Source organism: Nocardioides thalensis, from assembly GCF_013410655.1.
Classification (GTDB): domain Bacteria; phylum Actinomycetota; class Actinomycetes; order Propionibacteriales; family Nocardioidaceae; genus Nocardioides; species Nocardioides thalensis.
This window is the reverse complement of the sequence record NZ_JACCFP010000001.1, coordinates 905,021-927,524: the sequence shown is the minus strand read 5'-3', so window position 1 is coordinate 927,524 and position 22,504 is coordinate 905,021. Positions and strand designations below refer to the sequence as shown.

The following is a 22,504-nucleotide window of genomic DNA, read 5'->3' as shown; positions in this document are numbered from 1 at the left end:
CCCTCAGTCTCCCACCTCGGCCGTGATGCCGGCGAAGAGGTCGTCCTCGGGCAGTGTGCTCTCCACGTGGCTGGTCACCAGCTCGTAGTCCTCGGTGGGCCACACCTTCTGCTGGAGCTCGCGCGGGATCTGGAACCAGAACCCGTCCGGGTCGATCTGCGTCGCGTGCGCGAGCAGGGCCTGGTCGCGCACGCCGAAGTACTCGGCGCACGGCACCTTCGTGGTCACCCGCTTCTCCCAGTCGGGCTCGCGCTTCCACTCCTTGAGCCGCTCGGTGTACGGCGACTCCAGCTCGTGCTCGAGCATCGCCTCGTGGAGCGCGGTGATCTTCTCGTAGCTCCAGCTGTGGTGGTAGTAGAGCTTGCTGACCTGCCACGCCTCCCCCAGCTCCGGGGCGTACGTCGGGTCCGACGCCTTCTCGAACGCGTAGACCGACACCTGGTGGCACATGATGTGGTCGGGGTGCGGATAGCCGCCGCGCTCGTCGTACGTCGTCATCACGTGGGGCTTGAAGCTGCGCACCAGCCGGATCAGCGGCGCGGCCGCCTCCTCCAGCGGCACCAGCGCGAAGCAGCCCTCGGGCAGCGGCGGCTTGTTGCCCTCCTCGTCGGGCTCCGGCCAGCCGGAGTCGACGAAGCCGAGCCAGTCCTGCGTGACGCCGAGGATGTCGCGCGCGCGCTCCATCTCCTGGCGCCGGATCTCGTGGATGTTCTCAAGGATGCCGGGCCGGTCCATCTTCGGGTTCAGGATCGAGCCGCGCTCGCCGCCGGTGCACGTCACGACGTGGACGTCGACGCCCTCGGCGACGTACTTCGCCGTCGATGCCGCACCCTTGCTCGACTCGTCGTCGGGGTGGGCGTGGACGTGCATGAGGCGCAGGCCGGCGCGGCTCGTGGGCATGCCCGGGAGTCTATTGAGATGCGCCATGGGAGCATGAACCGGTGAGCGCATCGACCGATTCCCAGCGGTACGGCGCCCCGTCGCCGGTGCGGCGCAGGATCGTCGTCGGAGCGGCCGTCGTCGTGGCCGTGCTGTTCGGCGGCTGGCTCGCCTGGACCGCCCTCTTCCACGCCGACCCCGCCGTGTCGTCGGAGCTGCTCACCTGGGACCAGGTCGACGACCACGAGACGACCGCCGTGGTCCGGGTGACCTACGGCGACGGCTGGGTCGACGCCGACTGCACCGTGCGCGCGATCTCGGAGGACAAGGCCATCGTCGGCGAGGTCTCCTTCACCCCCGTGGAGGGCGAGGGTCCCGACCACGAGGTCAGCATCAACACCGAGCGCCGGCCCACCGCCGTCGAGCTCGTCGGATGCACCACCGAGGGCCAGCCGCGACCCCGGTGACCCCGGCCTGACCTGCGAAAACCCGAAGAATCCACCTCCCGGTCACAAGATTGTTAGACTTGCCTGTCTGCCGCCTTGGGGTCACTCCCCCGGGCGGTCGATTTGCTAGTACCCCCGTCGACAGGCCGTCTCGGGCCCGTCTGAAGCTAGGTAGGAGTAGTTGCGATGACGCAGACCGGAACGAACCAGGACACGATCTGGCTCACCCAGGACGCGTACGACAAGCTCCAGGCTGAGCTCGCCGACCTCGAGGGTCCGCAGATGGCCGAGATCATCGCGCGCATCAGCGCCGCCCGCGACGAGGGCGACCTCAAGGAGAACGGCGGCTACCACGCCGCCCGCGACGAGCAGGGCCGCATCAAGGGCCGCATCGACCAGCTCAAGGACATGCTGCGCCGCGCCGAGGTCGGCGAGACGCCCCCGGACGACGGCGTCGTCGAGCCCGGCATGGTCGTCACCTTCAAGTTCGAGGGCGACGACGACGACGAGGCCGAGACCTTCCTCCTCCTCGGCGCCCGCGAGGTCGAGCCCGAGGGCCTGAAGGTCTACACCCCCCAGGCCCCCCTCGGCGCCGCCATCAACGGCCACAAGCGCGGCGAGACCGTCACCTACGAGGTCAACGGCAAGCCCCAGACTGTCGTCATCCTCGACGCCAAGCCCTACACCGGCTGACCCCCAGCCAGCGCTCGCGACCGGCGCCACCCGGCGGAGTGCGCGGGCTCCGTGACACAGGGCGGAGCCGGGCGGTGACGTGCCGGCGATTTCGCGACGACGCGCCGGCGCCCCGCGCCCAGCGGCGCGCAACCACAGAGCGCCGCAGCGCGGCGGAGCGAGCAAGCCGGAACGGCACCGCCCGGCGCAGCCGGGTGCCACGGCAGGCCGCGCACGGCGTAGCCGGGTGTCGCCGGTCCGACAGGATGCCGGCGACACTTACCCCCGCTCGACCACCGTGTACCCACACTCCCGCAACCGCGCCAACACCGCCTCCGTGTGCGGCTCCCCCCGCGTCTCCAGCTGCAGATGCACGTCCACCTCACCCAGCCGCAGCGTCGGCGACACCCGCTCGTGCATGACCTCGATGACGTTGGCCCCCGCCGCACCCACCTCGGCGAGCAGCTCGGCCAGGCCCCCGGGTGAGTCACGCAGGGTGACCTCGAGCCGCAGGTAGCGCCGCGCCGCGCTGAGACCGTGCTGGATCACCTTGCCCAGCAGCAGCGGGTCGACGTTGCCTCCCGACAGCATCACGACGACGGGCCCCGGCAGCTCGCACGTCGCCTCGCCCAGCACGACGTCACGCAGCAGCGCGACCCCGGCCGCACCCGCCGGCTCAACGACGAGCTTCTCCCGCTCGACCAGGCCGACGATCGCCCGCGACAGCGACTCCTCGGAGACGGTGTGGATCTCGTCGACGTGGTCGCGCACCAGCTGGAACGTCAGGTCCCCCGGCTGACCGACCGCGATGCCGTCGGCCATCGTCGACATCTCCGGCAGCCGGATCGGGTGGCCCGCGGCCATCGACGGCGGGAACGCCGCGGCCGCGGCCGCCTGCACCCCCACCACCCGCGTCCCCGGCCGGCGCTCCTTCACCGCGAGAGCGACGCCCGCGAGCAGGCCGCCGCCACCGGTCGGCACGACCACGGTCGCGGCGTCCGGCAGGTCCTCGATGATCTCGAGGCCGGCGGTGCCCTGCCCCGCGACGATGTCGGGGTGGTCGAAGGGGTGCACGAACACGGCGCCGGTCTCGTCGGCGTGCTGGCGGGCGGCGCCGAGTGCGTCCTCGAGGGTCCGTCCGTGGAAGACGACCTCGGCGCCGTACCCCCGGGTGGCGCGCTCCTTGGGGATCGGCGCGCCGTCGGGCATGAAGATGGTGGCCGCGATGCCGGCCTGCTGCGCGGCGAGCGCCACGCCCTGCGCGTGGTTGCCGGCGGACGCGGCCACGACGCCGCGTGACCGCTCCTCCTCGGTGAGCCGCGCGATCCGCACCGCGGCGCCGCGCGCCTTGAACGACCCGGTGCGCTGGAGGTTCTCGCACTTCAGCCACACCGGGAGGTCCAGTTCCGAGCTGAGCCAGCGCGACTCCACCAGCGGCGTCCGTACGGCGACGGCGTCGACCAGCCCGCGGACGGACTCGATCTCGGGCAGGCCGATCGTCACGAGGTGACCTCCTCTGCGCCGGGGGGCTCCAGCCCCTGCTCGGCCTCGTCGGGGATGCCGTCGTCGTCCTCGTCGACGGTCGGCTCGGTGACGGAGCTCGACAGCTCCGCGAGGTGCAGCACGACGGCGTTGGCGGCGGCGGCCAGCGGCACCGCCACCAGCGCGCCGACGATGCCGGCGACGAGCACGCCGCCGGCCAGGGCGACGATCACGCCGAGCGGGTGGAGCCGGACCCAGCGCCCCAGTAGGAACGGCTGGAGGATGTGGCCCTCGAGCTGCTGCACGCCGATCAGCACGGCCAGCATGATCAGCGCGGTGACCGGGCCCTGGTCGACGAGCGCGACCAGCACGGCGACGATGCCCGCGATCGTCGCACCGATCAGCGGGATGAACGCGCCCAGGAACACAAGCACGCCGATCGCCAGCACGAACGGCACGTCGAGGATCGCGGCACCGATCATCACCCCGACCGCGTCGACCATCGCGACGATCACCGTCGCGCGCACGAACTGGACCAGCGAGACCCACGCGACCCGTCCGGAGCTGTCGACCCGCTCGCGGGCGGCGCGCGGCGCGAGCCGCACCAGCCAGCCCCAGATCCGGTCGCCGTCGGCGAGGAAGAAGTACGTCGCGAACAGGGCGATGAAGAACCCGGCGACGACGTGCCCGATCGCCGTACCGAACTCGGTCACGCGGCTGACGACCTCACCGTCCTGCGTCTGCTCGGTGATCATCTCCTGAGCGCGCTCGATGGCGTCGTTGATCTGCGAGTCGCTCGCGTTGAGCGGGCCGTCGCGCAGCCACTCGCGGATCTCGTCGAGCCCCTGCACCGTCGAGTTGGCGAGGTCCTCGGCGCCGCTCGCGACCTGCTGCCCGGCGAACGTCAGCAGCGCCCCCACCACGGCGAAGCCGCTGAGCACCACGAGCAACGCGGCCAGCCCGCGCGGGACGCCGATCCGCTGCACGCCCGCCACGAACGGCGCGGCAAGCGCGCTCACGAGCAGCGCCACCGCGAGCGGGATCGTGACGACCGCGAAGTAGCCGACCAGCCACATCAGCAGGTACGACGCGCCCGCGATCACCAGCAGGCGCCACCCCCACGCAGCGGCCAGGTCGAGTCCCACCGGTACGTCGGCGCGGCCCACCTTGGACGGCCCGGTCGCGATCGGCCCCGGCTCCGCCCGGCGCTCCTCACGGGCGTCGGCCAGCACCTGGACGAACCGGTGAATCAGGCTCTCCTCGCTGTCGCGGCGCCACCGTCGGGCGTGGTGGGACTCCTCGGCCGCCGGCTCGGCCTCCGGCTCGACCGGCGGCGGGTCCTCGGGGGTCATGCACGCAGGCTAGTGGCCGACCGGTGGTCGTGCCTCACCCGAGCGCGTTGGCCAGGTCGGCGATCAGGTCGTCGGCGGTCTCGATGCCGACGCTGAGCCGGACCAGGTCGGCCGGCACCTCGAGGTCGGTGCCCGCGACGCTGGCGTGCGTCATCCGGCCCGGGTGCTCGATCAGCGACTCCACGCCGCCGAGCGACTCACCGAGCGTGAACACCTCGGCCCGCTCGCACACCTTGAGCGCGGCGTCCTCGCCGCCGGTGCAGCGGAACGAGATCATCCCGCCGAATCGCTTCATCTGGCGCTGCGCGACCTCGTGGCCGGGGTGCGACTCCAGTCCGGGGTAGATCACGGTGCCGACGGCCGGGTGCGACGTCAGGAAGTCGACGACCTTCTCGGCGTTGTCGCAGTGGCGGTCCATCCGCACGCCGAGCGTCTTGATGCCGCGGTGGGTGAGGAAGCTGTCGAACGGGCCGGGCACCGCGCCCATCGCGTTCTGGTGGAAGCCGACCTTGTCGGCGACCTCGAGGTCGCGCACGACGAGCGCGCCGCCCACCACGTCGGAATGCCCGCCGACGTACTTGGTGGTCGAGTGGACCACGACGTCGACGCCGAGCGTCAGCGGCTGCTGGAGGTACGGCGACGCGAACGTGTTGTCGACGACCAGCAGGGCGCCCGCGTCGTGGGCGACCCCCGCCAGCGCCTCGATGTCGCCGATGTTGAGCAGCGGGTTGGTGGGCGTCTCGAGCCACACGAGCTTGGTCTGGCCGGGACGGATCGCGGCGCGCACCGCGTCGACGTCGTCGACCGGCGCCGGGCTGTGGGCGAGGCCCCAGGCCTGCTCGACCTTGTCGAAGAGCCGGAAGGTGCCGCCGTAGGCGTCGTCGGGGATCACCACGTGGTCGCCCGGCCGGCACAGCGCGCGGACCAGCGTGTCCTCAGCGGCCAGGCCGGAGGCGAACGCGAAGCCGCGCTCCCCCTCCTCCAGGGCCGCGAGCGCGCCCTCGAGCGCGGTGCGCGTCGGGTTGGCGCTGCGGCTGTACTCGTAGCCGCCGCGCAGCCCGCCGACGCCGTCCTGCTTGTAGGTCGAGGTCGCGTAGATGGGCGGGATCACCGCGCCGGTGGTGGGATCCGGGTCGTAGCCCGCATGGATGGCGCGGGTCTCGAAGCCGGTCTTGTGCTGTCGCTCCTGGCTCACCCTTCCGACCCTACTCACGCCCCGCCCGCGTCGGTGGTTGAGGTGCGACGAGCGCAGCGAGGAGCCTCGAAACCTCCGACACCTTGCGCACCCGGAGACAATGGAGGCATGTTCGCCAGCCGCAAGACCGAGATGGTCGACGCCGAGCACGCCCTGCCCGGCCGCGCCGCTCCCGCCTTCCCCCTGCCCGAGCGCCACGAGGTGCTCGGCACCCCCCTCGTGACCGACGAGGTCCCCGACGGCATGGAGGTCGCCGTCTTCGGTCTCGGCTGCTTCTGGGGCGCCGAAGAGATCTACTGGCAGACGCCCGGCGTCTGGTCTACCTCGGTGGGCTACGCGGGTGGCATCTCGCCGAACCCGACCTACGAGGAGGTCTGCACCGGTCGCACCGGCCACACCGAGGCCGTGCGCATCGTGTTCGACCCGGCCCAGGTGTCCTACGCCGACCTGGTGAAGAAGTTCTTCGAGGTCCACGACCCGACCCAGGGCATGCGTCAGGGCAACGACATCGGCACGCAGTATCGCTCCGCGATCTACTACACGACGCCCGAGCAGGAGCAGGCCGCGCGCGAGCTCACCAAGATCTACGGCGACGAGATCAGTCGGCGCGGCTACGGCGAGATCACCACCGAGATCGAGCCGGCGGGCGAGTACTACTACGCGGAGCCGGTGCACCAGCAGTACCTCCACAAGGTGCCCAACGGCTATCGCTGCCACGCCAACACGGGGATCCCCTTCCCCGCGTGAGGTCGTAGGAGTGAGAGTGACCTATAGACCACTCTGACTCCTACGACTCAGGCGGCGGGGACGCCGAGGAGGCGCAGATCGCGGGCGACGACGTCCGGCTGGTCGCGAAGCTCACGCGTCGTGCAGCGGACGACCAAGCGGTCGGGCGCCGTGAGCGCCCGCTGGCGCGCAAGATCGTCCTCCCAGTGCTCGACCTCCATGTGGAAGCCGCCATCGACCTCCAGCACGAGGACGCGCCCGTCCTCCAGCCGCCACTCGCAGTCGGTGAACCGCAGTCGGCCTGACGCGTCACGCCGGCGGACCTGTCGGTCGGGCAGCCGGAGGCCGAACTCCCGGCACATCCGGCGGACGTCGATCTCACCGACGGACTGCGCGCCGCCCGCGATGTCGGTCAACGACAGGCGGAACCTCGCCGCTCCCTTGATCGGCTGCAACCGCTCCAACCAAGCCAGCAAGTCCTCGGGCGTCGTCAACCGTTGCTGAACCACCGCCGCGAGCACGCCCTCCGCGGTCCGGACCGACCGCTGGCGCGAGGCGAAGAGCAGGACGGCGGGCTCGAGCCGGCACACAGGGAGCCCGCCCCACGGGCGTCGGAGCGCGGGCAGCGGCCGCCGCGTCTTCACGAACTCGACTCCTTCGTAGCCCGCGCCCACCTTCGCGTCCTTGTCGATCAACACGGAGACGTGGTCGCGGTGCCAGTTGCGAAGGCCCGCGACCTCGGCGGCCGTGAGCTCGCCGACCACGGCGTCGCGACCGGCGTGGAGCACGCCGAGCCACATCAGCTGCTCGCGGGTCAGCGGACCCGTCGTGGTTCCGATGACCACCGGCGTGAGCTCGACCCAACGTCCCGTCGCGATGCGATGCCGGATCGCCCAGCGGTCGATGCCCAGCTCCGCCAGCTGAGCGCGCGTGATCAGGCCGCACTGAGCCGTCGCCAACGCGTTCCAGTCCGCCCGAGCCATGCCAACAGGATGGATCACACCGGCCGCTCGCGTGCCGGCCCTCCACAGGCGGCAGGTCGTAGGAGTGAGAGTGACCTATAGACCACTCTGGCTCCTACGACCTCCGCCACGGATCGACACCTACCGCTGACATTCACTGTGCGGTCACCATCGACCCGGGACAATGTGCCCATGGCGGATCTCCCCCGCAAGGCTGCGGCACGCACGGCCCGGCTGGCGGCTCTTCCCTTGGGCTACGCCGGCCGGACCGCGGTCGGGTTCGGCAAGCGGCTCGGCGGGGCGCCGGCCGAGGCGGTGATGTCGGAGGTCCAGCAGCGCACCGCGGAGCAGCTCTTCCGCACGCTCGGTGAGCTCAAGGGCGGCGCGATGAAGTTCGGGCAGGCGCTGTCGGTGCTCGAGGCCGCGCTCCCGGAGGAGATGGCGGCGCCGTACCGCGAGCAGCTGACCAAGCTCCAGGACTCCGCGCCGCCGATGCCCACGCAGACCGTGCGCGACGTGCTCGCCGAGGACCTCGGCGACGACTGGCGCGACCAGCTTGTCTGGCTCGACGGCGCGCCGACCGCGGCCGCGTCGATCGGCCAGGTCCACCGCGGTCGGTGGTACGACGGCCGCGACGTCGCCGTGAAGGTGCAGTATCCGGACGCCGGCGCGGCGCTCGAGTCCGACCTCAAGACGCTCGCCCGCGCGGCCCGCGCGATCGGCCCCCTGATCCCCGGGGTCGACATGAAGCCGCTGGTCGAGGAGATACAGGCCCGCGCGGTGGAGGAGCTCGACTACCTGCTCGAGGCCGAGGCGCAGCGGGAGTTCGCCGCCACCTTCCGCGACGACCCCGACATCGTCGTGCCCGACGTCGTCGACGTCGGCAGAAGGGTGCTGGTCACCGAGTGGCTCGACTCCGCCGGCTCGCTGGCCACCGTCATCGCCGACGGCACGCGCGAGGAGCGCGACCACTACGGCGAGCTGTTCGCGCGGTTCCTCTTCTCCGGCCCGTCTCGCACCGGCCTGCTCCACGCCGATCCGCACCCCGGCAACTACCGCGTGATCCCCAACGACGACGGCAGCCCCGGCCGACTCGGCGTGCTCGACTACGGCGCGATCGCGCGGCTGCCCGAGCGCGGCCTGCCCGCGCCGCTCGGCCGGATCGTCCGGCTCTGTGCCGACGGCGACGCCGACGCGGTGATGGAGGGCCTGCGGGCCGAGGGCTTCGTGAAGGACCGGATCCGGATCGATCCCGAGCAGGTGATGGACTACCTCGGGCCGTTCGCCGAGCCGACCAGGGTCGAGCGCTTCCGGTTCTCCCGCGAGTGGATGCGCGAGCAGTTCCAGCGGCTCAACAACCCGAAGGACCCCGCCTACACGGTCACGATCAAGCTCAACCTGCCGCCGTCGTACCTCCTCATCCACCGCACCACGGTGGGCGGCGTGGGCGTGATGAGCCAGCTCGAGGCCGAGGCGCCGTTCCGCGCGCTGATGGAGGAGTTCCTCCCCGGCTTCGCGCCGAGCGCTCCGGCCTGAGCGCTCAGGTGAGCTGTCCGGTCACCGGGTGGCGGTCGGTGATGCAGTAGGCCCGGCCGAACGGGTCGCTGAGCACGGTCCACACCTGGCGGACGTCACGCACCTCGGCACCGAGCGCGACGTGACGCTCGGTCTCGGCGGCCCGATCAGTCGTCGCCCAGTCGAGGTGGGCCCGGGTGCGGTCGCCGGCGTCGTCGGCGCCGAGCCGCTGGAACAGCAGCCGCAGCGGGAAGCCGTCGGGGCGCTCCAATGAGCAGAAGTCCGTCGACACCGCGGACGCGCGCTCGGGCCATCCGGTCAGCGCCGCCCAGAACGCGCGCTCGGTGTCGAAGCGGTCGTGGGGTACGTCGATGCACACCTGGTCGAGGAGCGACTCGTGCCCGGTGGGCCAGGCGGTCGCACGCGGGCGGGCCGACTCGCCGTTGCCGACGAAGCAGAGCTCGAAGCCTCCGGGCGAGGTGAGCACGACGTACCCGTCCTCCGCGTGGTCGGCGACCTCGCTCGCGCCGAGCGTGACCGCGTGGGCGGCGGCGGCGCGCAGGTCGGCGACGTGGAGGTCGAGGTGGATGCGGTCGTTGCCCAGGCGCAGCCGCTGGACGCGGAGGAACGCGTCGCCCTCCGGCGGCTCGAGGGTCGCGAACTCCCCCGCCGTGCCCCGCACCGGGCTCAGCCCGTAGCCGGTGAGCGCCGACCAGAACGAGGCGCCCTCCGCGAGGTGCCCGGGCGCGAAGTCCAGGAACGCGGTCATCCAGAGCGGCCGGGAGACGGGGTCACGGTGCGTGCTCACGCCTAAGACGCTACGGCCTCTTGATGCTTGACCATCGGCTAGTTGAAAGAAACTGCACGGGTGTGACCGCGACCACCAAAGTCATCCCCGTCGGGTGACGACGAAGAACGGCTCCCCACGCCGCGTCCGACGCCCGACCGCGGAGGGCTCATCGAAGCCGCTGCCGTGCGGTCCGCCGGGATACTTCCCACTCCCCGGAGGGCCGCACGGCGGTCTGCGCCCGCTCGGACGAGGGGCTACTTGATGAACCGGAAGACCTTCCGGTCGTCCTCGCCGTCGTTGTAGTAGGCGTTCGCCCGCACCGTGGCCTGCAGGCTCCAGGTGCGCCCGACGTAGGAGGCGTCTCCCGGGAAGATGACCCGGAAGCGCCCGGGCCCGCTCTGGCGGGCGCACACGTCACCGGCGATGCGCCACCTGCCCTCGCGTCGCACCCACAGGATCACCTTGACGCACGCACCCGGCGCCGCCGGGCGGACGGTTCCCGCGAGCACCACGCGTGCGTCCGACCGGTAGACCGCCACCCCGCGCTCGACCCGGACCTCCCCGCGGAGGCCGGACCGGACCCGCGGATCCACCGAGATCCTGCCGTAGGTCGCCGACGACGGCAGCGTGTCGGCGTCGCCCTTGAAGACCACGTGGATCTGCATCGTCTGGGTCGCGCGGACGGTGCCGGAGAAGCGACCGTCGGGCCCGACGGTGAGGGTCCTGAGGAGCTGGTCCTGGCTGGTCCTGGTACGCCGGTAGACGAGCACCTCCCGGCTGGACGAGTCGGCGACCAGCCTCCCGCTGAAGCGGATGTCCGTGCCCGCGTCGACGCTCCGGCTCCGGAACGGCCCCTTCACGATGCGGCTCTCCCGCCCCGCCCGGACCCGGACGAGGTACGGCGCCCTCGCGGCACGGGGCGGATCGACCGCGACGTACGCGTGCACGCCCCCGAACGCCAGGCCCGCAGGGAAGATCTCACCGGCCCGCGCGGCCGTCACGTCGCCGTACCAGCGCCCGTCCGGCTCGTAGAAGCTCACGGCCCTGCCCCCAGCGACTGCCACGAGGCCGTCGGCGCGGGACGCCACGGACGGCGTCCCGTAGGCGGATCGGTAGTCCAGGTCGTCCAGCGTGCCCAGGTCGTACCACCCGACGTCGTGGTTGGCGAGCGCGACCCAGATCCGCTCCTCGCCGGGGACGACGGCCATGTCGACGACCTCGCCGAACGGCCGGGCGTGGGTCGCGATCGTCGTGACGGCCGGTGCGGGTCCGTCCCCGATCTCCAGCAGCTCGAGAGCGGGGTCGCCCTTGATCCCCGCCACGACCAGTCGGCCGGCGGGCGCGCGCGTGACGTGCGCGAGGCGCCTGCTGCTGACCTCGGTCGTGGCGCCCGTGGCGGGATCGACGGCGGTGAGGCCGGGCGTGGCCTCGCAGTCGGACGCGACCCAGAGCGTCCCGGCGGCCAGAGCGACGTCCTGCGCGCACGCGCTCACCGACGACGCGACGTCCCGGACCTCGAGGGTGGCCGTGTCGACCGCGACGACGTCGGCCTCTCCGTTGCCCGCGACGTAGAGCGTGTCGCCGTCCAGCACCATCGCCCGCGCCCGGGTCGGCAGCGTGATCGTCCGCGCGCGGGTGAGCGCGGAGCTCGCCACAACGAGCTGGGTGCTGCCTTGCGCGACGAAGACCCGGCCGCTCGCGTCGTCCACGACCAGGTCGGCGTAGCCGGTCAGCTCGACGTGACCGGCACGTACGGCGGCCGGGCGCGACGGCGTCCGGTCGGGCTTCGCCGTCGCTGGTGCGACGGGTGCGAGTGAGCCGGCCACCGAGATGGCGAGAGCCGAGATGAGGGCACGACGAAGCAACGGATTACTCCCGAGATCACGCAGCGGACGCCGCAATCTATCGGGAACGGGCCGCGTTGGTGATGCGACGCGACGAAGTCCGGCTCAGCCGACCCAGAACCCGCGTCCGCCGAACCACTCGTCGTAGGAGCCCGGGCCGCCGCGGCCGCGCGGACCGCGCGAGCCCAGGTAGGACCCGACCACGGCGGCACCGAGGTCGTCGGCCTCGGGCGCGATGACCGAGCCGTCGACCCGGCGCGCCATCGAGTCGATGAACCGCGCCAGACCGGGGTCCTCGCCGAGGCGGAAGAACGTGGTCTGCGCGCCGAGCCGGCGCGCGTTGTCGAGCTCGCGTACGGCGAGCGCGATCGTCAGCGGGTGCGGCGGATAGCTGAAGAACACCTCGCCGTCGGGCTCGAGGTGGGACGTCGGCTCACCGTCGGTGACGATCAGCAGCACCGGCTGGGCGGTCGGGTGCTTGCGGAAGTGGCGGTTGGCGAGCAGCAGCGCGTGGTGGAGGTTGGTGCCCTTCGCCCAGCGGGCGTCGAGCGCGGTGAGCCGCTCGATCTCCATGGTCTCGGCGTGCCGGCCGAAGCCGATCAGCTCGAGCTGGTCACCACGGAAGCGGGTGCCGATCAGCGTGTGCAGCGCCAGCGCGGTGCGCTTCATCGGCACCCAGCGCCCGTCCATCGCCATCGAGAAGCTGGTGTCGACGCAGAGCGCGACCGCCGCCTGGGTGCGGGCCTCGGTCTCCTGCACCTCGATGTCCTCGACCGACAGGCGCACACGAGGCCCGGAGGTTTCGAGGCTCGGCCGCGGGCGGCCTCGCACCTCAACCACCGGGCCCTGCTCACCCGCCTCCCTCAGCACCGCGTTGGTGATCGTCCGCGGGATGTCCCACGGCTCGGTGTCGCCGAACGCCCACGGCCGGCTGGCGCCCGACAGGTCCCCCGCCGCCCCGGCCTGGCGCAGCTCGCGCTGACCCTGCCGGCCGCTCATCCGCTGCGCGACGTCGCGCAGCAGCGCCTTCCCGAGCTGGCGCATCGCCTTGGGCGTCAGCCGCAGCTCACCGTCGAATCCGCGCTCCATCGCCCCCGAGCGGCGCAGCGCCTGCTCGAGCTCCTGGAGCCGGCGGGCGTCGACGGCGGCCTGGTCGCCCAGCTGCCGCGCGAGCTTGTCGAGGTCGACGTCGTCGAGCCGCGCGCCGCCGTACGACTGCGAGAGCTGGTCGGAGAGCTGGTCGAGGTCGGCGAGGTCCTGGAGCACGCCGGTGCCGTCGCCGAGGCCGAGCCCCTCGTCGCCGCCGAACCGTTCGGAGCCCGACCAGTCCTCCCCCGGCCGCAGCGCCTGGAGGTTGCCGTCGAGCCGGTTGAGCTGGTCCATCAGCGCCGGCGACCCGAACGCCTGCGCGGAGAGCTGCATCAGCTCCTGCCGCTGCTCGGGCGTCATCGAGTTGAGCATCCGCTGGGCCGCCGCTGCGCGCTGCGCCATGGCGTCGATGAGCTCGTCGACGTTGCGCGGGTTCTCCGGGAAGAACTCGCCGTGCTTGGCCATGAAGTCGTCGAAGTCCTGCTGGGTGTCCTCGCCGCGCGCGTGCTTCTCCAGCAGGTCGTTGAGGTCGGTCAGCATCTCGTTGATCGCCGCGCGGTCCTCGTCGGTGGCGTTCTCGAGCGCCTGCTTCATGCCGGCGAAGCGCTGGTCGAGGAGCTCGCGGCCGAGCAGGTCCTTGATCTGCTCGTACGCCGCCCGGGCCTCACTGCTCTGCCAGTCGTAGTCGGCGAGCTCGGTGACCGCCGCGGCCGGTGAGTCGGGAAGGTTGTCCATCCGCATCTCGCGGAACGCCCGGTCGGCGTCATCCATCATCGCGTCGCGCGCGAGCTGCTTGCGCTCCTCCAGCACCGCGGTGTCGAGCAGCTCCTTGACCTGGTTGAGCGTGCCGTCGAGGTTGTGCCGCTGGAGCAGCTCGCGGCGCCGCTCCGCCACCTGGCGGGCGAGGTCGTCGAGCCCGGCCCGGTCGTCACCGCCGCGTCGCAGGAACTCCTGCATCGCCCGCTCCGGGCTGTAGCCCGCCATCACGTCCTCGCCGATCGCGTCGAGCGCCTCGGCGATGTCGACGGGCGGCGCGAGCGGGTCGCCGCCCTCGTAGCGGCGGTAGCGGGAGCGGTGGGTGTCAGCCATGGTCAGCCGTAGACCGTCTCGGAGCCGTCGCTGTCCTTGCCGATCTTGCGCGCGAGGAAGAGGCCCTCGAGAGCGAGCTCGATCGCGCAGGCGCGCTGGCCGTCGTTGTCGCCGCCGTTGTCGGGGTACAGGCGGTTGCAGATGTCGTCGTAGAGCTCCGACTCCCCCAGCACCGGCAGTCCGGCCAGTACGTCGCGCGCGGTGACCGACTCGCCGGTCGTCACCATCGCACCGCCCTCGATCGCGTCGACCAGCAGCGCGAAGTCGAGACCGCGGAAGTGGGCCCGGACGACCTCGGCGGTCGCCGTACGCAGCAGGTGGGTGAGGATCTCCTGTTCCCGTCCCTCCTCGCCGCTCTCGAACTCGATCTTCCCGCCGAGCACGTCGACGGCGGCCTCGAGGTCGACGACCCGCGCGACGGCGTGGTCCTCGCCCTTGACCGTCGCGCGGCGCAGCGCGGCGGCGGCGATCGTCTCGGCGCCGGCGATCGCGAATCGCGCGGAGACACCGGACCGCTGGTCGACGGCCGAGGACTCCCGCAGGTTGCGGGTGAACCGCGCGAGCACCTCGAGCAGCGGCTCGGGCACGTCGGCGACGAGGTGCGCCTCCTGCCGGATGACGGCCATCTCGGCCTCGAGCTCGCGCGGGTAGTGGGTGCGGATCTCCGCGCCGAAGCGGTCCTTCAGCGGCGTGATGATGCGGCCGCGGTTGGTGTAGTCCTCGGGGTTCGCCGACGCCACGACGAGCACGTCGAGCGGCAGCCGCAGCACGTAGCCGCGGATCTGGATGTCGCGCTCCTCCATCACGTTGAGCATCGCGACCTGGATCCGCTCGGCGAGGTCGGGCAGCTCGTTGATCGCGACGATCCCCCGGTGGGACCGCGGGATCAGGCCGAAGTGGATGGTCTCGGGGTCACCGAGCGACCGGCCCTCGGCGACCTTCATCGGGTCGACGTCGCCGATCAGGTCGGCGACGGAGGTGTCGGGCGTCGCGAGCTTCTCGGAGTAGCGCTCCGACCGGTGCCGCCACGAGATCCGCAGGTCGTCGCCGTACGTCGCGACCGCGGCCACCGACGCGGCGGTGACCGGCTCGTAGGGGTGCTCGCCGAGCTCGGAGCCGGAGATGATCGGCGTCCACTCGTCGAGCAGGCCGACCAGGGTCCGCAGCAGCCGGGTCTTGCCCTGGCCGCGCTCGCCGAGGAGCACGACGTCGTGGCCCGCGAGCAGCGCGCGCTCGAGCTGCGGGACGACGGTGTCCTCGAAGCCGTGCAGCCCTGGCCAGGGGTCCTCGCCGGCCGCCAGCTTGGCGAGCAGGTTGTCGCGCAGCTCCGTGCGCAGCGGCCGGTGCACATGGCCGGACGCACGCAGCTCGCCGAGGGTGGAGATCGTGGGGGCAGTCGTGGCAGCGACAGTCACGCACCCACGCTACTCAGCAGGACCGAATACCGCAGCGAACAATCGCTCGCACCGCGCGCTCATCGCCTCCGGCGACTCCTCCGGATGGTCGATCCACCACGTCACCAGCGCGTCGAAGACGCTGGTCCAGACCGCGATCATGGCGTCGAGGTCGGTGGCGTCGTCGTCGCCCGCGATCCGCATCAGCTCACCCACGCCGTCGGCGGCGAACGCCGCCATCCGGTTGCGGTAGGTGGTCAGCACGGCCTCGACCGCCGGATCGCCGGGCAGGGTCGGGTCGTTGAGCAGTCGCCAGGCCCACGGCTGCGGCTCCAGCACCGCGAAGATCCCGTCGAGCGTCACCAACGCTCGGGCGAGGCCGACCTCGCCGAGCGCCGCCGTCCGGCCGATCTCGTCGGCGACCAGCGCGGCCGCCCGCTCGAGACAGGCCGTCAGCAACCCGTCCTTGGAGCCGAAGTAGTTGTAGATGAGCGGCTTGGAGATCCCCGCCCGCTCCGCGATCTCCCCCACAGCCGCGAGCGCGAAGCCACGCTCGGCGAAGACCGCGCCGGCGACGTCGAGGATCTGCGCCTCGCGGTCGGCCCGGGCGACGCCCTTGGTGCCGGAGCGGCGGGCGGGCGCGGTCGTCATACGCCGAACTCTAGCGCGGGATATGACTTCGTGGTAACTTACCCCGAAGTCATATCCACCCTCGCCGCGGGAGAAGCACGTGCACGACCTGCTCGACCCGATGAAGAACCCGGTGACCTACGCGATCCCGTTCTTCATCCTCACGATCCTGCTCGAGCTCGCGGCGCTGAAGTGGCTCGACCATGACGACAACGCGGCCGGGGCGGCCCGCCAGCTCAAGGGCTACCACCGCCCCGACTCCCGCACGAGCCTGCTGATGGGCCTCGGCTCGATCGTCTTCCTGACGCTGCTCAAGCTCGCCGGGTTCTTCGGCTACCTCTGGCTCTACGACAACGTCGCGCCGTTCCACCTCGACACGAGCGCCTGGTGGTACTGGCCGGCCGTCATCCTCGGGCTCGACCTCTTCTACTACTGGCAGCACCGGTTCGTGCACCGCGTCAACGTCGGCTGGGCCGCGCACCAGGCGCACCACTCCAGCGAGTACATGAACTTCACGACCGCGCTGCGGCAGAAGTGGAACCCGTGGTTCGAGCTGCTCTTCTGGATCCCGCTGCCGCTGCTCGGCTTCGCGCCGTGGACGCTCTACGTCGCGTTCGGCTTCAACCTGATCTACCAGTTCTTCGTGCACACCGAGACGATCGAGCGGCTGCCGCGACCGATCGAGTTCGTCTTCAACACTCCGTCGCACCACCGCGTCCACCACGGCTCCGACCCGGAGTACCTCGACACCAACTACGGCGGCATCCTCATCATCTGGGACCGGCTCTTCGGCTCGTTCACGCCCGAGAGGCAGCGGCCGACGTACGGCCTCACCAAGCCGGTGAACACCTACAACCTGATCAAGCTCGAGTACGGCGACTACGCCAAGATCGTCCGCAACGTCCGCCATGCCTCGAGCTGGCGCGAGCGGCTGGGCTACCTGTTCGGCCCTCCGGGCTGGGAGCCGTCTCCGCTGCCGGTGGTTGAGGTGCGAGGTGCCCCCTAGGTTGGTCGAGTAGCCCGAGCCGCTAGGCGAGGGCGTATCGAGACCCGATGACCACTAAAGTTCCCATGTGACCGTGGTTCTGAGCGTCGTCTGCGTCGCGCTGGTCGCGGTCGTGGCCGCGCTGGTCGCGGTCGTACGCCGGCTCCAGGCCGACCTGGCGGCGAGCGACGCCCGCGCCGCGCAGCTCGAGGCCGACCTCGACGCGGCGCTGCGCCCCCGGCCGCCGACCTCGACGACCGAGCGCTACCTGCGACGCGTGGTGCGCACCGCGAGCAAGGTGCGCACCGAGGGGCTCACCGGCCTGCTCCAGTCCACGATCGACGACCTCCAGTCGTGGGCCGGCAGCGAGCGCGCGGACATCCTCAACATGGCGGCCGCTGACGGCACGGTGACCCTGTTCTTCTCCGACATCGAGGGGTCGACGTCGCTCAACCACCAGGTCGGCGACAAGGCCTGGGTGCGGGTGCTCGCCGCGCACGACGCCATCCTGCGGGCGCGGATCGGGCAGTACCGCGGGCAGGTGGTCAAGACCGCCGGCGACGGGTTCATGGTCGCGTTCCGCGACGCCGAGGCCGCCTGCCGCGCGGCTCTCGCCGTGCAACAGGACCTGCGACGGCCGACCGACCTGACCCTGCGCAAGCACGGCATCCGCGTGCGGATCGGCGTGAACACCGGACAGGTGGTGGCCAAGGAGGGCGACTACTTCGGCCGCAACGTCGCGATAGCCGCGCGCGTGGCCGATCTCGCCGCGGGCGGCCAGGTGCTCGCGGGCGACGCCGTACGGGAGGCCCTCGAGGACGACGCGGCCGTCGAGCTCAGGGACCCCGAGGTGGTCGAGCTGAAGGGCCTGCCGGGCGAGCACACCGTCTGGCGCGTCGCACCAGCCGGTGGTTGAGGTGCGAGGAGCGCTAGCGACGAGCCTCGAAACCTCCGGCTTGCCGTAAAAAGGACACGGTCCGGGCCAACTCTCCTGTCGCTGCGAGATGACTGGTCCGGACCGCGCCGCCTGTATTCCACCATGAGTACCCGCGACGCCGCGCCACAACCCGCCTACTGGGGCGCGCCCGGGTAAAAACGGTTCACAATCGCACGAATCATCGGATGATGGTCACTTCTTGTCGCGGCTCTCCACGGTCAGCGCGATGAGCTGCTCGGCGAGCCCGGGCACGTCCTCGGCGCCGGCATCGGCGGGAGCGACCGCGCTGATCGCGTAGCGGTACTCACCGCCGTTGTCGAGGTAGCCCACTTGGATGTTCAGCTCGTCGTCGCTCCACGCGGCATAGCCGTAGCCGTCGACGGCGAGCTCCTCGTAGTTCGCGTACTGGTCCTCGTACGACTTGCGCGTCTGCTCGAACGTCTCGTTGTCGGCGGCGGCGTTCTGCGAGACGGAGATGCGCGCCGGGCCCTTCTTCACCACGAACGTGCAGTTGTCCTTGGCGAGGAAGTTGAGGCCGGTCGCCTTGACGAGGGCCTTGGCCCCGAACGGGCAGTTCGGGTCGGTGTCGCTCGGCTCGTCCGGGCCGGCGATGGCGGTCGGGTCCCCGATCTCGCCGCCGTCGACGGTGTCGTCACCGCCGCCCTCGTCGTCACCACCGCACGCAGCGAGGAGTGGAGAAGCAACGAGAAGGGCGGCCAGGGAGAGGGCCGGGAGTCGAGTACGCATGAGAGAACCGTAGGTAAGGCGCGGCGTGCTCGTGGCCGATTCAGGCAACGCTCAGCGAACTCATATCCGCCGCCAATCGAAGGGCCAGTGTGCCGGTGGTCGAGGTGCGACAACGCCGGTGGTTGAGGTGCGAGGCGGCCGGTGGTTGAGGTGCGAGGCGGCCGGTGGTTGAGGTGCGAGGCGGGCCGGTGGTTGAGGTGCGAGGAGCGCTAGCGACGAGCCTCGAAACCTCCGGCCCAAGCTCGAAAAATGCGGAAGCGGTCCGGACCAAGTCATCTCGCAGCGACAGGAGAGTTGGCCCGGACCGCGTCCGGAGGCACCAGATCGTTCTCACCCCCGAGCCGGGCGCCTGGTGCGGTGCGCCCAGGGTGGTCGGAGGGATCTAGCGATCAGTTGGGATCGAGAGATCCGTCAGATTCAAGAATGGTTGGTGCTGGGGTAGCGATCCGTCCGGGCGGCCGAGTCCACCCGGACGGATCACCGTTGCCTCAGCGGCGGTTCAGGACCTTGGACGTGGCAGCCTTCGTCAGGTCCGTGGCCGGGATCATCACGCGGTACTTCGTGACCTTGTTGCCGTTCAGGTCACGCACCGAGAAGCGAGCCTTGCCGTCGGAGTCGAGGGTCTTGCCCTTGTCACCGACCGTCTTCCACTCGCCGTCCACCTTGCGCTGCAGCTTCACCGAGAGACCGGTGAGGTCCGCGTCCGAGGTGGCGGTGACGTTGATGATGTCCCGCTTCTTGTTCTCCGAGTTGAGACCGGAGATGTTGACGTTGACCTTGCAGGGCTCCGAGACAACCACGGTGCTCTGGTCGGAGACAACGCCCTCAGTCGCCGGGTCACCGTCGTAGGTGACGGTGTCGCGGACCACCGCGGTGACGGTGTCGGAGGTGCAGTTCTCCTCGACCTCGAACACGTACTGCGCGACGCCGTCCTCGTCGGTGACGACCGGGGTCTCCGTGTCGGGGTCACCGGTGCGGACGAAGTCGACCCGCAGGCCCTCGAGCGGGTTGCCCTCGGAGTCCAGAGCCGTGAGGGTCGCCGTGACCGGCTGGCCCGCCACGACCGGGTTGGCCGGCGAGGTGGTCAGGGTGTAAGTGGCACCCTCGTCCTCGCCGATCTTACCGGCGTACCAGGACTGGTCGAACGAGGTCTCGACGACCTTCTTCACCGGGTTGCCTGCGGCGTTGTAGACCTCGGTGAAGTCCGTGCTCAGACCCGAGTTCGTCGAGTTGGTGAGACCGCCAGAGACCTCGGCCGTGAAGGTGTACTCACCCTCGCCGTCGGGGATCAGGTCGCCGTTGGTGTCGACGCTGAAGACCGCGAGGTCACCGCCGTTGTCCAGGTCGGACGGCGTGGTGACGCCACCGACGGAGCAGGTGTCGTCGTCACCCAGGATGTCCGGGCACTCCGCGGTGACCTCAACACCCTTGGCCGGGTTGCCGTACTGGTCCTTGGCGAAGATGTCGAACAGCACGGCCTTGTCGAGCCGCTGGTTCTCCGGCTGCCCCGGCGTGCGGACGATGGTGATCTCGCTCGCGTTGATCGGGTTGGACGAATCCCACTCGACCGAGTCGTCGGCCGACAGGCCGTCGACGTCGGCGGAGACAACGGCGTCGGTCAGCCCGTCGTCGTCGAAGCCGCTGTCGCGACCGATCGTGGTGCGGAACGTGGCGTCACCGTTGTTGTTGGTGCTGACGGTGATCGTCGAGCCCAGCGAGTCGTCGCGGGTCGGGACGTAGTTGCCCTCCACCGGGTCGAGGAAGCTGCTGAGACCCGCACCCAGGAAGAACGCGCCGTTCTGCGCGGTCTCCGGGGTGTCGAGCGACAGCTCGATCTGGACGCCGGCGAGGTTGTCACCGAACGCGTCCTCGAGGTGGACGGTGCCGAGCTCACGCGTGCCCGCGGGGCCAGCAGTCTCGGAGTCGTACTCGATCTCCAGCACGGCGCCGTTCGGGACCTGGTCGGTCACGAAGTCGAAGCCGTGGTGCACGTCGACGCCACCCCAGTTGCCGATGCCCGGCGCGTTGGCGGAGCCGGTACCGGCCTCGCCGCCGACCTCAGGAGTACCGGAGTTCCCGATGTCCTCGACGTCGACCGAGAAGGAGCCGTTCGCACCCGTGGTGACCGGGTCCGCGCTGATGATGTTGGCATCAGCCATCGAGGTGTTGCCGTCCTCGTCGTACTCGGTGCCCGTGTTGTAGTGGAAGTCCACACGGCGGCCCGGGAGACCCGTGCCGTCCTCGAGCACCAGGTTGCCGTTGCCCGTCGCGACCGTGCCGGCCGGGGCGATGACCTTGCCGTCACCGTCGGGGTCGACCCACTCGATGGTGGCCTCGCCGGCCTTGACCGTGAGCACCTTGCGCGACGAGACCGGGTGACCGGTGCCGCCGTCGCTCAGCGACGCCCACAGCTCGTAGGTACCGGACTCGAGGTTGCCCTCGGGGAAGTCCGAGCCGACCGCGAACGGCACGTCGTAGAGGCCGTTGGCGTCGTTGGTCACGACGTGGCTGTCGCCGTCCTCGGGCTCGATGCTCGGGTCGAACGGGAGCATCTTCCAGAAGTAGGTCAGGTCCTGGGTGCCCGGGTCGTCGAAGTTGGCGCCCGTCTGGTCCTTGACCTGCACCTGGATGTCGGTGGCGAGGTCGTACTCGTCGAAGTCGAACGCCGGACCGTCGTTGCTCGAGCCCACGAGGTCGGCAGAGAAGCCCTGGCCCACCTGGAGGTCGAACTTGATGTCGCCGACGCCCGGGTCGTAGGTGACCTGGGAGTTGGTCTGGTTGACGATCCAGGAGACGGAGCCGTCGTTTGCGTTCTGCTCCGCGGCAAACACGAGCTGGCCGCTCGCGTTGGTCTCGCCCCGCGGGATGAACGTGCCGTCCACCACGTGGTCAGACGCCACCTCGGCGCCGGCGATCGGCTTGCCGTTCTGGTCGAGCACGGTCACCGTGACCTGCACGTTCTGGTTCGGGTCAGCCGGGTTGGCCGGGCTGCCGACCGCGGTGATCGTCGTCGGGACCTGCTGGTAGAGCGTGTAGGCCTCGCCGTCGTCGGTGCCCGACGCGTTCACCGCGCGCAGCTGGACCTCGTCGGGGGCGTTGTAGGTGTAGACACCGTCGATGTCGAGGATGCCGCGGAAGTTCGGGCCCGCCAGCGCGCCGGTGCTCGCCACGTTGGCGCCATTGGCGTCTACCAGCGAGACGACAGTGTTGCCCGCCGACGCGGTGCCGGTGACGATGACGTTGTCGTCGTTGACGTCGATCGGCGACCGGTAGACACCGAGCGCGGAGCCCGGGGTCAGCGCCGAGGTCTCGTCGGTGTTGTTGACCGCGAGCGCCGCCGACTGGTCGATGTTCTGGCTGTTGTCGATACTCGAGTGACCGTTGGCCCGGACGAGGACACCGGCGGCCGGGAGGGCGAAGCCGGGGGTCCACTCGATGCTGTAGGCACCGTCGTCGTTCGGCGCGGCCAGCGGCCCGCCGATGTTGGTCCAGGTCGCACCGGCGTCGGTGGAGAACTGGAACCGGAGCGAGTCGATGTCCGACGTCGCGATCGCCGAGAGGCTGATCGACGAGTTGGTGCCGTCGTTCTTGGTCGAGGCGAGAGCGCCCGACGGGGTGACGAGCACGACCTCACGGTCGGTGTACGCCGTATCCATCTCGCTCTCGATCGTGGTTGCGCTGGCTGCGAGTGGGAGTCCCACTGCAGCCATGGCGGACACGGCGAGTACCGCCAGTCCGCGCCTCTTGCCGCTGCTGTTCATCGCATTCCT

At 70.8% G+C, this 22,504-nt stretch carries 18 protein-coding genes; 6 read left to right on the top strand and 12 right to left on the bottom strand.

Annotated features, from left to right (window positions below; translation table 11 throughout):
- Positions 1-3: 3 nt before the first annotated feature.
- The gene (mca, locus tag HNR19_RS04655) at positions 4-900 is read right to left on the bottom strand and encodes a mycothiol conjugate amidase Mca (protein WP_179666848.1); all 897 of its coding nucleotides are present in this window, start codon (positions 898-900) and stop codon (positions 4-6) included.
- 41 nt (positions 901-941) lie between these two features.
- Here mca and HNR19_RS04650 point away from each other — a divergent pair, with 41 nt between their 5' ends.
- A complete protein-coding gene (locus HNR19_RS04650; RefSeq protein ID WP_179666847.1) occupies positions 942-1,346 on the top strand; it encodes a DUF4307 domain-containing protein in 405 nt (134 codons plus the stop codon).
- A gap of 165 nt (positions 1,347-1,511) precedes the next feature.
- Entirely contained in the window at positions 1,512-2,018 is a 507-nt protein-coding gene (gene greA / locus HNR19_RS04645) for a transcription elongation factor GreA (protein ID WP_179666846.1), read from the top strand.
- A 258-nt stretch (positions 2,019-2,276) separates the two neighbouring features.
- On the opposite strand, the gene ilvA is transcribed toward greA, so the two are convergent.
- The 3 genes from ilvA to HNR19_RS04630 are packed head-to-tail and all read right to left on the bottom strand — an operon-like array spanning position 2,277 to position 6,026.
- Positions 2,277-3,500 (bottom strand): threonine ammonia-lyase, encoded by a 1,224-nt coding sequence (gene ilvA / locus HNR19_RS04640; protein ID WP_179666845.1) that lies wholly within the window; start codon positions 3,498-3,500, stop codon positions 2,277-2,279.
- Positions 3,497-4,831: an AI-2E family transporter gene (locus tag HNR19_RS04635; RefSeq protein ID WP_179666844.1), complete on the bottom strand. Its 1,335-nt coding sequence runs from the start codon at positions 4,829-4,831 to the stop codon at positions 3,497-3,499. The genes ilvA and HNR19_RS04635 overlap by 4 nt, the downstream gene beginning before the upstream one ends.
- A gap of 34 nt (positions 4,832-4,865) precedes the next feature.
- Positions 4,866-6,026 (bottom strand): cystathionine gamma-synthase, encoded by a 1,161-nt coding sequence (locus HNR19_RS04630; protein ID WP_179666843.1) that lies wholly within the window; start codon positions 6,024-6,026, stop codon positions 4,866-4,868.
- A 108-nt stretch (positions 6,027-6,134) separates the two neighbouring features.
- Between HNR19_RS04630 and msrA the strand changes: the two genes are divergently transcribed.
- A complete protein-coding gene (gene msrA, locus HNR19_RS04625) occupies positions 6,135-6,773 on the top strand; it encodes a peptide-methionine (S)-S-oxide reductase MsrA (protein WP_179666842.1) in 639 nt (212 codons plus the stop codon).
- A 47-nt stretch (positions 6,774-6,820) separates the two neighbouring features.
- On the opposite strand, the gene HNR19_RS04620 is transcribed toward msrA, so the two are convergent.
- Positions 6,821-7,735, bottom strand: a complete 915-nt coding sequence (locus HNR19_RS04620) for a PDDEXK family nuclease (RefSeq protein ID WP_179666841.1) — start codon at positions 7,733-7,735, stop codon at positions 6,821-6,823.
- A gap of 171 nt (positions 7,736-7,906) precedes the next feature.
- On the opposite strand from HNR19_RS04620, the gene HNR19_RS04615 reads away from it, so the two are divergent.
- Complete coding sequence (locus tag HNR19_RS04615; protein ID WP_179666840.1) at positions 7,907-9,250, top strand: ABC1 kinase family protein; 1,344 nt, start codon at positions 7,907-7,909, stop codon at positions 9,248-9,250.
- Positions 9,251-9,254: 4 nt separating this feature from the next.
- Here HNR19_RS04615 and HNR19_RS04610 read toward each other — a convergent pair whose 3' ends face one another.
- From HNR19_RS04610 to HNR19_RS04590, 5 genes are all read right to left on the bottom strand, one after another.
- Positions 9,255-10,037, bottom strand: coding sequence for a VOC family protein (locus HNR19_RS04610; RefSeq protein WP_343047050.1), 783 nt, complete (start codon positions 10,035-10,037; stop codon positions 9,255-9,257).
- A gap of 236 nt (positions 10,038-10,273) precedes the next feature.
- Positions 10,274-11,884, bottom strand: coding sequence for a YncE family protein (locus tag HNR19_RS04605; RefSeq protein ID WP_179666839.1), 1,611 nt, complete (start codon positions 11,882-11,884; stop codon positions 10,274-10,276).
- A gap of 84 nt (positions 11,885-11,968) precedes the next feature.
- A complete protein-coding gene (locus tag HNR19_RS04600) occupies positions 11,969-14,041 on the bottom strand; it encodes a vWA domain-containing protein (protein WP_179666838.1) in 2,073 nt (690 codons plus the stop codon).
- A gap of 2 nt (positions 14,042-14,043) precedes the next feature.
- Positions 14,044-15,456, bottom strand: coding sequence for a MoxR family ATPase (locus tag HNR19_RS04595; protein ID WP_179666837.1), 1,413 nt, complete (start codon positions 15,454-15,456; stop codon positions 14,044-14,046).
- A 9-nt stretch (positions 15,457-15,465) separates the two neighbouring features.
- The gene (locus HNR19_RS04590; RefSeq protein WP_179666836.1) at positions 15,466-16,086 is read right to left on the bottom strand and encodes a TetR/AcrR family transcriptional regulator; all 621 of its coding nucleotides are present in this window, start codon (positions 16,084-16,086) and stop codon (positions 15,466-15,468) included.
- A 79-nt stretch (positions 16,087-16,165) separates the two neighbouring features.
- On the opposite strand from HNR19_RS04590, the gene HNR19_RS04585 reads away from it, so the two are divergent.
- Positions 16,166-17,071, top strand: coding sequence for a sterol desaturase family protein (locus HNR19_RS04585; RefSeq protein WP_343047049.1), 906 nt, complete (start codon positions 16,166-16,168; stop codon positions 17,069-17,071).
- A 67-nt stretch (positions 17,072-17,138) separates the two neighbouring features.
- Positions 17,139-17,966, top strand: coding sequence for an adenylate/guanylate cyclase domain-containing protein (locus tag HNR19_RS23425; RefSeq protein ID WP_179666835.1), 828 nt, complete (start codon positions 17,139-17,141; stop codon positions 17,964-17,966).
- Between the two features lie 213 nt (positions 17,967-18,179).
- Here the strand turns inward: HNR19_RS23425 and HNR19_RS04575 are convergent, their stop codons facing one another.
- Together HNR19_RS04575 and HNR19_RS04570 are read right to left on the bottom strand one after the other, a co-directional pair.
- On the bottom strand, positions 18,180-18,734 hold the full coding sequence (locus HNR19_RS04575) for a hypothetical protein (RefSeq protein ID WP_179666834.1): 555 nt from the start codon (positions 18,732-18,734) through the stop codon (positions 18,180-18,182).
- A gap of 488 nt (positions 18,735-19,222) precedes the next feature.
- Complete coding sequence (locus HNR19_RS04570) at positions 19,223-22,390, bottom strand: Ig-like domain-containing protein (RefSeq protein WP_179666833.1); 3,168 nt, start codon at positions 22,388-22,390, stop codon at positions 19,223-19,225.
- Positions 22,391-22,504: the final 114 nt, after the last annotated feature.